The sequence below is a fragment of the Acinetobacter sp. NRRL B-65365 genome (assembly GCF_001605865.1).
GTDB lineage: Bacteria > Pseudomonadota > Gammaproteobacteria > Pseudomonadales > Moraxellaceae > Acinetobacter > Acinetobacter vivianii.
This window is the reverse complement of the sequence record NZ_LRPD01000043.1, coordinates 17940-31080: the sequence shown is the minus strand read 5'-3', so window position 1 is coordinate 31080 and position 13141 is coordinate 17940. Positions and strand designations below refer to the sequence as shown.

Here is a 13141-nt window from a genome sequence, read left to right as displayed (position 1 = left end):
AATACGATGATTCGGCTATGATTATTGTATGAGTATTATTTATGACGCAGCTGCATCAACCACTGGAATTTTGCCAATTTTGGCTTGCCAGATTTTTGGTGCAGTGGCATGAATTGAGGTACCATTTACATCAACCGCAACAGATACAGGCATATCTTCAACCACGAACTTGTAGATTGCTTCCATACCTAAATCAGCAAAGGCAACTACTTCAGCTTCACGTACCGCTTTAGATACAAGGTAAGCCGCGCCGCCTACAGCCATTAAGTAAGTTGCTTTGTTATCTTTGATTGCTTTAATTGCAGTTGGGCCACGATCCGCTTTACCGATCATGCCGAACAAGCCAGTTGCTTCTAGCACTTGACGGGTAAATTTATCCATACGAGTAGCCGTTGTAGGACCAGCAGGACCAACTACTTCATCACCCACTGGATCAACTGGACCTACGTAGTAAATGAATTTACCTTTTAGATCGACTGGAAGTTCTTCACCATTATTTAACATGTCGACCATGCGCTTATGTGCAGCATCACGACCTGTATAAATCGTACCGTTCAACAATAATGTATCACCTGGTTTCCATGCATTCATTTCTTCTTGCGTAATGGTATCAAGGTTGACACGCTTCGATTGAGAAGAATCCCAAGTCACAGCAGGGTAGTCTTCAAGTTTTGGTGCTTGAATATGTGCAACACCTGAACCGTCTAACTGGAAATGTGCATGACGAGTTGCAGCGCAGTTTGGAATCATACCGACTGGTTTACCTGCTGCGTGGCATGGGTAATCCTTGATTTTAATATCAAGTACTGTGGTTAAACCACCAAGGCCTTGCGCACCAATACCCAATGCATTCACTTTTTCGAAGATCTCGATACGGAGTTCTTCCATTTTGCTTTGTGGGCCACGACGAAGTAATTCGTCCATGTTGATTTCTTCCATGAGTGCTTCTTTAGCAAGCATCATGGCTTTTTCAGCAGTACCACCGATACCAATACCGAGCATACCTGGTGGACACCAGCCTGCACCCATAGTTGGAACAGTTTTAAGTACCCAATCCACAATCGAATCAGATGGATTCAACATCGCGAGTTTAGATTTATTTTCTGAACCGCCACCTTTTGCAGCCACAGTAATATCGACTTTATTACCAGGTACGAGTTTGTAGTGGATTACGGCAGGCGTATTATCTTTGGTATTCTTACGACCAAAAGCTGGATCTGCTAAAACAGAAGCACGCAGTACGTTTGAGTTCTCTAGGTAACCTTGGCGTACACCTTCGTTGACTGCATCATCCAGACTCATGGTTAAATCAAATTTAACGTCTAAGCCAACTTCAAGGAAAACGTTAACAATCCCTGTATCCTGACAGATTGGTCGGTGACCTTCAGCACACATACGTGAGTTGATGAGGATCTGTGCAATAGCATCTTTTGCAGCTTTGTTTTCTTCACGGTCATACGCACGGCTCATCGCTTGGATGAAGTCTTGTGGGTGATAGTAGGAAATAAACTGCAGGGCATCCTTGATTGATGTAATCAAGTCATCTTGTTTGATGATCGTTGTCATATCAAATTTCTCTTGAGCGGGCGATTAGCTGGCGGGCTAAATTATATGACAAAAAGGAATGATTGTGGGAGTTTTAGCTCAGATTTGGCGAAAGGTCTAAACAATGAGACTGATCATCAAGCACGCATCAGGATAAATCTTGTGTTTTAGTTTTTTCTGATTTGGGATGGCGAATAGCCAAACTGTTTCTTAAAGCGATGACTAAAATGGCTACTGGAACTAAAACCATATTGAGCCGCAATTTCAGTCAAATTGGCTGTGGTGAGTTCGAGTGCCTGATGTGCCCGTTCAAGACGGCGCTGCATGACATACTGATGCGGTGGCATGTGCATGGATTGCTTGAACATATGGGCAAAATGATACTCGCTGAGTTGCGCTTGCTGAGCCAGATCAGACAAGGTCAAACTGAGATGTAAATGTTGATCAATCCATTCCAATAATTGCTTAAGCACATAAGGGGAGAGTCCACCTTTAACTTCGGGTGCTTGCCATTGCACATGGCTATAATTCTTGATGAGGTGATTGAGTAGCAGCGTAGTGGCGGTGCTCATCTGCAAGTGATTTTCGCGGTTTTGCCATGCGCCATTGAGTAAAAAATGCCGATAAATCATGGAAATTTGTGCATCGCCTACAAAAATCTGCGGATTTAAAATGATCTGGCTAGGTTCACGATCCCAGACTTGTTCAGCCACCTGTTGCAAGTGCTGTTCAGTGTAGTACAGATGTACAAAGGTGAGTGGATCACGTAGATCCCAAGTCGATTCAAAATCCTGTGGCATTAGGCACATACGATCTGGCCCGCCACCATTGTGCCAGCCCTGTGGTGTCTTTTGGTAGCTTTCATAACCCCCTTGAATATACATACTCAAAGTGTGGTGATTACTACAGACACTGACACGATCCTGATTATTTTGCCACATGGCCAACTGCATACCCGAACCCAGTTCTACCGAGTCGAGCAATTGCGCTTTATATTGCTGTAATTGATCTAGAATCTGATATTTCATCTTCTATACGCAGTGCCAAATATGATCCAGTTTAGTGTAGAACTTTCAGCCAGTTTTGTCATCTGGTCAAAAAGCCTATAGAAAAACGCAACTCTATGATAATCACCGCAAGATTGTGCAAGAACTCAGGTCATCAAATCTCGCAAAATAGCATTCGTTGTGATCAAGTTTGGTTTAAAAGAGATGAATGCGCTGTTATATGCCTTGGTGGTGGTGATCTGGGGAACCACATGGATTGCGATTACGCTGCAACAACAAAGTGGAATTTCCGCCAATGTTGCGGTGTTCTGGCGTTTCTTTATCGCGGCACTGGTGTTGTTTGTTTTCGTTGCAATGAGCCGAAAGTTGCAAAAGCTGGCGCCGAAAGATCATTTATTCTGTATGTTACAGGCGTGCTGTATTTTTGGATTTAACTTCGTCTGTTTTTACTATGCGGTGCAATATATCAGCAGTGGTTTAGAAGCGGTCATTTTTTCTATGGCCGTGATTTTCAATACCATCAATGCCAGATTGTTTTTCTCTCAGCAAGTATCTGCGCGTTTTTATCCTGCCGCTTTACTCGGTGTATTGGGAATTGTTGCTTTATTCTGGCACGACGTGGTGGGCACCACTTTAAACAGTCATACTCTGCTGGGTATCGGACTGTGTATTTTAGGCACTTATGGCTTCTCTCTGGGGAATATGATCAGTGCTCGCCATCAAAAACATGGGTTGGATATTTTTACTACCAATGCCTTTGGCATGTTGTATGGTTCATTATTGATGGCTGTGATCTCGTGGTTTAAGCAGGACAACTTTTTCCCGAGTATGCCATTCAGCGCCGTGAGTGCTTTGCTCTATCTAGCGATCTTTGGTTCGGTGATTGGATTTACTGCCTATTTCTTTTTGGTGGGGCGTATTGGGGCGGGCAAGGCGGCATATAGTACTTTACTGTTTCCTTTAGTGGCGTTGGTGATCTCGACGATATGGGAAGGTTATCACTGGCAAATGAATGCGGTGATTGGGGTGATTTTAATTCTATGTGGTAATGCAATTTTCTTTGTAAAAGGACCACAGTTAAAAAGAATTGGGGTTTCAAAACAAGCCTGAGTATGAAATTTGATTTAGTGGGTATATGAAGCTGATATATTGAATAAAAAATATGGAATATGCTTTATGAATAATCAATCAGTCACACAAATAATGATTGATTTGTTAGAAGAACATGGTGTTTCGGTTCAAACGTTTGATGACTGGATTGTACCTTATGGGAAACTCCCCGCGATGCGGGCCAATTGGTTAGAACATGAAACACATGGTCGTCTAGATGTTGAGGTGATGTTAGAGGATAAGAGAATCATCACTGAGAGTTTTGTGGGTATAGGGAGGGGAAATGAGGGGGTACTGAATGCGGTACAGAATTTTTCTGTTAATTCATTACATGTTTTTCTTGCTGCTTTCTGGAAGCAGAATGACCACACTGAAGTCACTATAGAGCAATGGCAAATAGCAGGAAAAACATATATAGCTTATATCGGTAATATTGGACAGCGTAGCGATCTTAATAATTCACCCGCACCACCTAGCGAATTCTTTTCTTCAATTGAACAGGCCATTCTAAAACACAAACCAGCTCATGATTTTGCGTGGTATAGAGTATTCTTCTGTGATTTTAAGGGTGAGCAAACGTTTGAAGCACTAGCTGAAAACCAAGACTGGGCAGATGGCTTAGATGCTTTAAAATGGTTATTCTGGGAACCAAGTTCTGGATATTATAGTGTTCGTAATTTTATTATATTAAAACGCAAGAAAGATCGTGGTTGGGAACGGATTAGAAATTACTTTAAAAACTGATGTAGCAAAACCTGCTACATCAGTTTTTTTATTGTTACATTGACTGAGCTGCCTGAATTGCCGTTAATGCAATAGTAAACACAATATCATCCACCAATGCGCCACGAGACAAGTCATTCACAGGCTTGTTTAAGCCTTGTAGCATTGGGCCAACGCTGACGACATTTGCCGCACGTTGCACTGCTTTATAAGTGGTGTTCCCTGTATTTAAATCTGGGAAGATAAAGACATTGGCACGACCGGCGACTTGAGAATCAGGTGCTTTTTGGCGCCCCACGCTTTCAACTGAAGCGGCATCGTATTGCAATGGCCCATCGATCAATAAATCTGGACGACGCTGTTGTGCGATTTTAGTTGCTTCAGCCACTTTCTCGACATCTGCACCTGTGCCTGACGTTCCTGTTGAATAGCTGATCATGGCAATACGCGGATCAAGACCAAAGGCTTTGGCTGAATCAGCGGACTGAATCGCAATTTCAGCAAGCTGTTCGGCATTTGGATCAGGATTAATCGCGCAGTCGCCATACACATAGACTTCATCAGGCAACAACATGAAGAAGATGGATGACACCAGCGAATAGTTCGGTGCAGTTTTAATTAACTGAAATGCCGGGCGTACCGTATTGGCAGTGGTATGAATCGCACCTGAAACCAGACCATCAACTTGGTCCAGTGCCAGCATCATGGTGCCAAGTACCACAGTATCTTGCAGTTGTGCTTTGGCTTGTAAGGCATCGAGCTTGCCTTTACGCAGCTCAACCATCGGCTCAATGTATTGATCACGAATAGTATCTGGATCAATAATTTCTAAGTCATTTGGCAGTTGAATGCCGCGTGCCTTCGCTACTTCCGCCACTGATTCTGGTTTTGCCAATAAGACACATTGCGCAATACCACGCGTCTGGCAAATCACCGCGGCTTGTACGGTACGTGGTTCATCGCCTTCTGGTAATACAATTCGTTTTTTGGCTGAAATCGATTTTTGTACCAGTTCATAGCGGAAAGCTGAAGGTGACAGGCGAGGGTGCAGGTTATTCTGGGTATGTTGATCAAGCCAGTTATTATCAATATGGCTGGAAACAAATCGCGTCACTTGCTCGGCACGTTCAGTATCATCAATTGGAATTTCATTACCAAAACGATGTAATAGTTGCGCCGTTTCCAACGTATCTAATGGCGTATGTAAAATGGGTAAACCTTGTTTAATCGCGCTTTGGCAAAATTCTAAAACGTTGTCCGCAGGCGCTGCCTGTTCGGTTAAGACCAGACCTGCCAACGGCGTGCCATTACTACTGGCAAGACTAGCAGCCAGAAGTGCATCAGTCCGTTGTGAGGCACTAATAATCAGTTCGCCTGCAACAAACTTATGTAGCTCGGATTCGATGTTCGAAGCAATTAAACTGGTATGTAAAATCCGGCGTTGTTTGGCTTCACCTTGATGCAACCAGGTTCCTTTAATGACTGGGGCAATATCCAGACTACGCGGCACACTCAGAATATTACTGAATGGCACCAGTCCAATAATCGGTAGGTCATTTGTGCCCATATAACGATTATAACGTTGAAGTTCCAGAGCAAAGGCTTCGATGTGCTGGTCTAGGCGTAAGCTTGGGTCGAGCGTTACCGGAATTTCTGCGGTACCCTCTGGAAGACCCTTGGTGCGCATGAACAGCACGCCTGTAGTACGCGCCGATGCTGCGCCGCCAAACTGACGTAAATGTGCATCGACTTTTTCAGCAGTTTTACGAGGATCTGCCAGATCAGCGGTACTGACCAGAACTACTTGGGCATCCAGTGCTTGCGCGAGTGCTGCATTGATTTCACTGGCAAAATGATCTTGTCCATTTGGCACCAAGCCTTCAACAATGATCACATCATGATTGGCGGCAATCTGGCGATGGAGCGCCACTGCTTCTTCCAGTAATTCATCGGTTTCACCCAAGGCAATCAGCTGAGTCAGCTTTTCATAGCTAATCGGTTCAACAGAAGGGTGTTGAAATAGATGATGGTAAAGGGTGGTGGTACGATCAACTGGTGCATCTGCAATCTGAGAAAATGGTTTTAGAAAACCCGCATTGATCCCTTTACAGTCCAGCGCATAGATCATGCCTAGACAAGCAGATGTTAAACCAACACCTTCCCCCGTTGGGATGAGTAAAATTGTATTCATAATGACCTTATCACTATTTTATATTTTGAATAAATTAAGCGGTTGGCTCAATCACTTGACGGGTTTCTTTGGCAATACGGCCTTCTTCATCAGTTGGAATGACCCAGATTTGTGGACCCGTACCATTATCAATACGACCTTCGCTACCGCGTGCTAAAGCATCATTTTTCTCTTTGCTAAATTGCAAACCAAAGTGAGATAAATAGCCCAATGTTTTTTCACGGACATAGGCTGAGTTTTCGCCAATACCACCTGTGAAGACTAAACCATCCAGATGTGGTAAACCACAACTTAAAGCGGATAAAGATTTAGCTAGACGATAGCAGAATACTTCAATCGCAAGCGTTGCATCTTCATGTCCATTTTCAGAGGCTTCCACTAAGGTGCGCATGTCATTGGATAAACCAGACAGGCCCAGTAAGCCGCTTTCTTTATTGAGCATACTGTCAATTTTCTGGATATCCCAGCCAAGATTGCTGGCAAGGAATAGGTGAAGACTCGGATCGACATCACCGCTACGGGTACCCATCACCACACCTTCTAGTGGTGTCATGCCCATTGAGGTATCAACGCTGTGTCCATTCCATACAGCACAGGTTGAACTACCATTACCTAAATGGGCACTCAGCCAGCCTCCTTGATTCTTGCTACCCGCCAGTTCGCTGGCACGTTCTGTCACGTAGGCATGGCTAGTGCCATGGAAACCATAACGACGCACTTGATGTTCGGTGTACAAATACTGTGGCAGTGCATAGCGATAAGCGTGTTCAGGCATGGTCTGATGGAATGCGGTATCAAAAACAGCAACCTGTGGCAGTTGCGGGAATAAGCGCATGGTGGCTTCAATTCCAATTAAATGTGCTGGATTGTGTAAGGGAGCAAGAGGAGTCGCAGCTTCGATACGTTGTACCAGTTCAGGTGTTAACAATTCTGCTTTGGTGATATTGCCGCCGTGCACTACGCGGTGTCCAATGGCCTGTGGATTATAATTGGCTAAACGTGCCAGCAAGGTTTCCAGTGCTTTGGCATGATCTGCATAAGGAATTGAAAGTTCTAACGGTTCACCACCCAGTGTGACCCCTTTAATACGGGCATCTGCTGCGCCCAGATTTTCTGCCAAACCATAAATACGATCTTCACGGCGTTCCGAGATGAGCGCGTATTTGATTGATGATGAACCACAGTTAATTACTAATACAGATATAGCCACGTTTGAACACCTAACAGATTTTAAATTTTATGATCAACACTTTGATCTTGCTGCAACGCATGAGGCAGTGGAATCAAGCGCCATGTTTTAACATGGGACGTCGTATTGGCGAAGATAGACTTTAGCCCATTAGACTTAAGCACTATCTGACAGTCCTTCATTTATAACACCTAAACTTTTAGTCTAAAGTTTAAACATGATATGCGGCTTTTTTGTAGATGATGCAATCAGATTCTTCTATATATTTATAAAGAACAGATGACTATTCAGTGTAAAATTCAAGTATTAAGTGGAAGTGTTTCTTAAATAATAAATGATGTCTCTTATATTAATCGGAAAAATATATTACAAATAATATACGTAAATGAAGTTCAGCTTTTGCCACTGTTATATAGGTTTAAACAGTAAGTGATAAATATTTTTAATATAAAATGGCACCGAAAGTAGAGGTAATTCTACATTTATAAATATATTTTATTGCTTTGAAAATAATAGAATTTTCTCATATTTATTTATTCTGATGGATCAATTTATATTAACAAAAGTAAAACCATTTCTGTGAAGGGAATTAAGCGATAAAAATATTCACGCTGTTATTTTGTACAAGTTTGTTGCATTGCTGAGGGCTTGCATGTCGCTTTTTGCATTAATACTATTGTACATCCTTTAACAGGTGATCAGGATGTCGATCATCTGTTGCATTTATTTTCCAGCTTATCCAGTTGTACAGGAGCGTCCAGCATGGACTTGCCCAACCCAATATTGGCAAAAGTTACCGAACGAGTAATTGCGCGTAGCCAAAAAACGCGTTCTGCATATTTACAACGTATTGAACATGCCCAAGGTAAATTTCCAGCTCGTGGCGCGCTTTCGTGTGCCAACCTAGCGCATGGTTTTGCCAGCATGGAAGATAATGAAAAATTAATTATTAAAGTTGGACGTGAACCTAATATTGGTATTGTGTCTTCATATAATGAAATGCTTTCGGCACATGCCCCTTACAAAACGTTTCCAGACATTATAAAAACAGCCGCTGGTGAAAATGGTGGTGTGGCACAGTTTGCTGGTGGTGTACCAGCAATGTGTGATGGTATTACTCAAGGTAATGCTGGTATGGAATTGTCATTGTTTTCACGTGAAACAATTGCAATGAGTACCGCGATTGCACTTTCGCATAACATGTTCGATGCGGCATTGTGTCTCGGGGTGTGCGATAAGATCGTGCCAGGCTTACTGATTGGTGCCTTACAATTTGGTTATCTACCGACTATTTTTGTTCCTGCCGGTCCGATGAGTAGTGGTTTATCGAATGATGATAAAGCCAAAATCCGCCAGCAATTTGCTACAGGCCAAGTGGGTCGCGATGCTTTGCTTGAAGCTGAATCAGCGGCCTATCATGGTCAGGGGACATGTACATTCTACGGGACTGCGAACAGTAACCAGATGCTAATGGAAGTGATGGGTTTACATTTGCCGAGCGCCGCATTTGTTCACCCTCATACACCATTACGTGATGCACTGACCGCTGAAGCCGCTAAGCGTGTTCTTGACTTAACTGCAGAGCGAGGTAACTACACTCCAATTGGTCATGTTGTTGATGAAAAAGCCATTATCAATGGCATCGTGGCTTTACTCGCTACAGGCGGTTCAACTAATCACACGTTACACCTTATTGCAATTGCACGCGCGGCTGGCATTTTGATTGACTGGGATGACTTTGATGAGTTGTCTGCTGTTGTTCCGCTACTGGCAAAAATCTATCCAAATGGTAAAGCCGATGTAAACCATTTCCAAGCTGCGGGTGGAGTAGCATTCCTTATTCGTAACTTACTCGAGGCTGGTTTATTACATAACGATGTAACGACAGTTGCAGGTAAAGGCTTACAACATTATACAAAAGAACCTAAATTAATTGACGCTAAGCTCATTTGGGTTGACGGTGTGGTTCAAAGTCTTGATGATAAAGTCCTTCGTAGCATTGACGCCCCGTTTCAACCAGATGGTGGCTTGCGTTTAATGCAAGGTCGCCTTGGTCGTGGTGTCATCAAGATTTCTGCTGTTGCACCTGAACATCGTAAAGTTAAAGCTCCCGCAATTGTCTTTGATTCTCAAGAAGCTGTGCAAGCTGCGTTTGATCGTGGTGAGTTGCACCGGGACTTTATTGCAGTTGTTCGGTTTCAAGGTGCCCGTGCCAACGGTATGCCTGAATTGCATCGTCTGACGCCAGTGCTGGGTGTTTTACAAGATCAAGGTTTCCATGTTGCTTTAGTGACGGATGGGCGTATGTCTGGTGCCTCAGGCAAAGTTCCTGCGGTAATTCATTTATCTCCAGAAGCTTTGTTAAATGGACCGATTGCTAAAGTTCAAACTGGGGACATGTTGATTATTGATGCTGAGGCAGGCGTACTCGATGTTGAAATAGATAACGATGTATGGCAAGCACGACCTGTTGCGCAGCCAGAACATCAGGCTGAAAACGAAGTTGGCTTTGGCCGTGAATTATTTGGTGTTTTCCGTGCTGCTGCTGCGCCAGCTGAACATGGCGCATCTGTGTTTGGTGCATTAGTTGGTGAAAATTCGCCAGAGCAGATTTGAATCAAAGGAACTGAAAAATAATGATTAAAATTGAAGATATCGTCAAATTAGGTCCAGTCATTCCTGTATTGGCATTTGATTCTGCCGAGCAAGGTGAAGATGTATCACGCGCGTTACATGCGGGTGGTGTAAAAGTTCTTGAGATTACTTTGCGTACCGCCGCGGGACTGGCTGCCATTGAGCGTGCGAGTCAATTGGCTGATGACATTGTGGTGGGTGTCGGTACCATTACCAAACCGGAACATTGTGCTCAAGCTAAAAATGCTGGTGCTCAATTTGGTGTATCTCCGGGTTTAACTAAAGATCTGCATTTGGCTGCACAAGATGCTGGCTTACCTCTATTGCCGGGTGTGATGACACCAAGTGATCTGATTCAGGCAATTGAATTGGGCTATGACATCGTGAAGTTCTTCCCAGCTCAACAGGCTGGCGGTGTTGAAATGCTAAAAGCCTTTTATGGTCCATTTCCAAACTTACGTTTTTGTCCAACGGGTGGAATCTCGGCTGAGTCAGCACCAGATTTCTTAAAGCAACCTAATGTCGTGTGCGTCGGTGGTTCATGGTTAACACCTAAAGCGGTTGTCGCGACTCAGGACTGGGCTGAAATTACTCGCTTGGCACAAATTGCGAGCCAGTTAAAAGCTTTATAAATCTAGTCAAAATTTATAAAAAATGAAGTGCATTTTATGCGCTTTAGATGTCGTGTCGTTATGGCCAGTGAACGCTGGTCATACCTAAATATAAAAATTAGTGTCTCAACAGTAGGATTACTTTGATTGAAGACCTTTGTTTAGGTTGGTGCCTAAATAGTATTACTCCAAGGAGAAGTTTTACATGGAGACGGTTCAAGGTGGCATGTTGCTTATCTACACTGTAATCGCGATTATTGCTTTAGTGGTTATGATTGCGAAGTTTCGAATTTATCCCTTTTTAGTTCTGATTATTGTTTCTCTCGGTTTAGGTCTTGCCGTTGGTATGCCAATGGACGGGATTGTCAAATCCTATGAAAAGGGGACTGGGAACACTTTGGGCCACCTTGCAATTGTGATTGCGTTAGGCACCATGCTCGGCAAGATGATGGCCGAATCGGGCGGTGCAGAACGGATTGCAATTACTTTAATTGAATGGTTTGGTGAAAAGTATATTCATTGGGCCATGATGTTTATTGCACTTATCGTTGGTCTTCCTGTTTTTTTTGAAGTCGGTTTTGTACTACTGATCCCAATTGTATTCAACATTGCTAAGCGGACAGGTAAATCATTGCTTGTCGTTGGCTTGCCCATGGTCGCAGGTCTATCGGTGGTGCATGGTTTAATTCCCCCACATCCCGCTGCTTTACTCGCGGTTCAGGCCTATCATGCTGATATTGGCAAAACAATTATGTACAGTTTGTTGGTCGGTGTTCCGACTGCCATTGTTGCGGGTCCGTTATATGCTTTATGGATCAACAAGTATGTCAAATTGCCTGAAAACAACCCGCTGGCGACACAATTTGTTGAAGTAAATCATGACAGAACTCGTGAATTACCAAGCTTTGGTCTTACGCTGTTTACGATCATGTTACCCGTTGTACTCATGCTGGTCGGAAGCTGGGCAGATATTTTCTTTGCTCCAAAAACCTTTCCAAATGAGCTATTACGTTTCATTGGTTCTTCTGATATTGCATTGTTGATTGCGGTGTTGGTCAGCTTTATTACCTTTGGTTCCATGCAAGGATTCAATCGTGAGCAAATCGAAAAATTCTGTGGTGGATGTCTGGCGTCAATTGCTGGTATTTTGTTGATTGTCGGTGCAGGCGGTGGTTTTGGTGGTATTTTAAGAGACAGTGGGATTTCCCATGAAATTGTATCGACTGCCTTAAAAGCAAATCTTTCACCTTTACTGTTAGGGTGGTTTGTCGCCGCTTTGATACGTCTGGCAACAGGCTCGGCTACAGTGGCTATGGCGACGGCGTGTAGTATTGTTGCACCGATTGCTGCGGCAGCTGGTGTGGTGGTTAGACCTGAACTTCTGGTATTAGCGACGGGTTCTGGCTCTTTAATTTTTTCGCATGTGAATGATGCAGGTTTCTGGCTAATCAAAGAGTATTTTGGTATGACGGTTGGACAGACACTTAAAACTTGGTCGGTACTGGAAACGATTATTTCGGTACTTGGTTTGTCTTTTACATTGTTGCTTAGCGCTATTTTGTAGGGATTAGAGGGAGATAATTCATGATTGTGATTGCAATGGGTGTCTGTGGGACAGGAAAAACCCTCATTGGTGAGTTATTGTCGGAGCGTCTGGCTTGTGATTTTGTTGATGGTGATACACTGCATTCGGTTGCCAACAAAAGTAAGATGAGCCAAGGCATACCTTTGACAGATGAAGATCGTCTACCTTGGTTACAAGCCATTCGTCAGGTGATCGAAACAAAGCAAAGCATGGGTGAAACTACGGTATTTACATGCTCATCTTTAAAACGAATGTATCGTGATATTTTAAGAGGACAAGACCAGAACATTAAGTTTCTGTACTTAAAAGGCTCGTATGAGTTATTACAACAAAGGCTGGCAGCCAGATCGGGACATTTCTTTGATCCATCCTTATTACAAACCCAACTGGATACTTTAGAAGAACCTGATGCTTATGAAGCAATTACGATTGATATTGCTTTATCACCTGAACAAATTGTTACGCAGGTCATGCAACAACTTGATCTAAGCAAGGGCATATGTCAAGAAATCTGAACTTAACTGCATAAGTAATAAAAATAAAAAA

General features: G+C 43.3%; 10 protein-coding genes. 6 read left to right on the top strand and 4 right to left on the bottom strand.

The window, feature by feature from the left end; all coding sequences use genetic code 11:
- Positions 1 to 39: 39 nt before the first annotated feature.
- Positions 40 to 1566 (bottom strand): fumarate hydratase, encoded by a 1527-nt coding sequence (locus tag AWW72_RS14550; RefSeq protein ID WP_062847821.1) that lies wholly within the window; start codon positions 1564 to 1566, stop codon positions 40 to 42.
- Positions 1567 to 1712: 146 nt separating this feature from the next.
- On the bottom strand, positions 1713 to 2573 hold the full coding sequence (locus AWW72_RS14545) for an AraC family transcriptional regulator (RefSeq protein WP_062847820.1): 861 nt from the start codon (positions 2571 to 2573) through the stop codon (positions 1713 to 1715).
- A gap of 183 nt (positions 2574 to 2756) precedes the next feature.
- Between AWW72_RS14545 and AWW72_RS14540 the strand changes: the two genes are divergently transcribed.
- Entirely contained in the window at positions 2757 to 3662 is a 906-nt protein-coding gene (locus AWW72_RS14540) for a DMT family transporter (protein WP_062847841.1), read from the top strand.
- A 66-nt stretch (positions 3663 to 3728) separates the two neighbouring features.
- Positions 3729 to 4406 (top strand): DUF6348 family protein, encoded by a 678-nt coding sequence (locus AWW72_RS14535; RefSeq protein ID WP_062847819.1) that lies wholly within the window; start codon positions 3729 to 3731, stop codon positions 4404 to 4406.
- Positions 4407 to 4440: 34 nt separating this feature from the next.
- On the opposite strand, the gene pta is transcribed toward AWW72_RS14535, so the two are convergent.
- Positions 4441 to 6576, bottom strand: a complete 2136-nt coding sequence (gene pta, locus AWW72_RS14530) for a phosphate acetyltransferase (protein ID WP_062847818.1) — start codon at positions 6574 to 6576, stop codon at positions 4441 to 4443.
- A 34-nt stretch (positions 6577 to 6610) separates the two neighbouring features.
- On the bottom strand, positions 6611 to 7786 hold the full coding sequence (locus tag AWW72_RS14525; protein WP_062847817.1) for an acetate/propionate family kinase: 1176 nt from the start codon (positions 7784 to 7786) through the stop codon (positions 6611 to 6613).
- A gap of 741 nt (positions 7787 to 8527) precedes the next feature.
- Here AWW72_RS14525 and edd point away from each other — a divergent pair.
- The 4 genes from edd to AWW72_RS14505 all read left to right on the top strand — a co-directional run bounded on the left by edd (position 8528) and on the right by AWW72_RS14505 (position 13110).
- On the top strand, positions 8528 to 10381 hold the full coding sequence (edd, locus tag AWW72_RS14520) for a phosphogluconate dehydratase (protein WP_004775777.1): 1854 nt from the start codon (positions 8528 to 8530) through the stop codon (positions 10379 to 10381).
- Positions 10382 to 10401: 20 nt separating this feature from the next.
- A complete protein-coding gene (gene eda / locus AWW72_RS14515) occupies positions 10402 to 11031 on the top strand; it encodes a bifunctional 4-hydroxy-2-oxoglutarate aldolase/2-dehydro-3-deoxy-phosphogluconate aldolase (RefSeq protein ID WP_062847816.1) in 630 nt (209 codons plus the stop codon).
- A 184-nt stretch (positions 11032 to 11215) separates the two neighbouring features.
- On the top strand, positions 11216 to 12574 hold the full coding sequence (locus tag AWW72_RS14510) for a GntP family permease (RefSeq protein ID WP_004775775.1): 1359 nt from the start codon (positions 11216 to 11218) through the stop codon (positions 12572 to 12574).
- A gap of 20 nt (positions 12575 to 12594) precedes the next feature.
- Positions 12595 to 13110 carry a gluconokinase gene (locus AWW72_RS14505; RefSeq protein WP_004775774.1) on the top strand — a complete coding sequence of 172 codons (516 nt, stop codon included), beginning with the start codon at positions 12595 to 12597 and terminating at the stop codon, positions 13108 to 13110.
- Positions 13111 to 13141: the final 31 nt, after the last annotated feature.

Bases quoted from the DNA above. Each gene is read 5' to 3' on its own strand.
- eda (WP_062847816.1), top strand. From the start codon at position 10,402: ATGATTAAAATTGAAGATATCGTCAAATTAGGTCCAGTCATTCCTGTA.
- AWW72_RS14535 (WP_062847819.1), top strand. From the start codon at position 3,729: ATGAATAATCAATCAGTCACACAAATAATGATTGATTTGTTAGAAGAA.
- AWW72_RS14505 (WP_004775774.1), top strand. From the start codon at position 12,595: ATGATTGTGATTGCAATGGGTGTCTGTGGGACAGGAAAAACCCTCATT.
- edd (WP_004775777.1), top strand. From the start codon at position 8,528: ATGGACTTGCCCAACCCAATATTGGCAAAAGTTACCGAACGAGTAATT.
- pta (WP_062847818.1), bottom strand. From the start codon at position 6,576: ATGAATACAATTTTACTCATCCCAACGGGGGAAGGTGTTGGTTTAACA.
- AWW72_RS14545 (WP_062847820.1), bottom strand. From the start codon at position 2,573: ATGAAATATCAGATTCTAGATCAATTACAGCAATATAAAGCGCAATTG.
- AWW72_RS14510 (WP_004775775.1), top strand. From the start codon at position 11,216: ATGGAGACGGTTCAAGGTGGCATGTTGCTTATCTACACTGTAATCGCG.
- AWW72_RS14540 (WP_062847841.1), top strand. From the start codon at position 2,757: ATGAATGCGCTGTTATATGCCTTGGTGGTGGTGATCTGGGGAACCACA.
- AWW72_RS14550 (WP_062847821.1), bottom strand. From the start codon at position 1,566: ATGACAACGATCATCAAACAAGATGACTTGATTACATCAATCAAGGAT.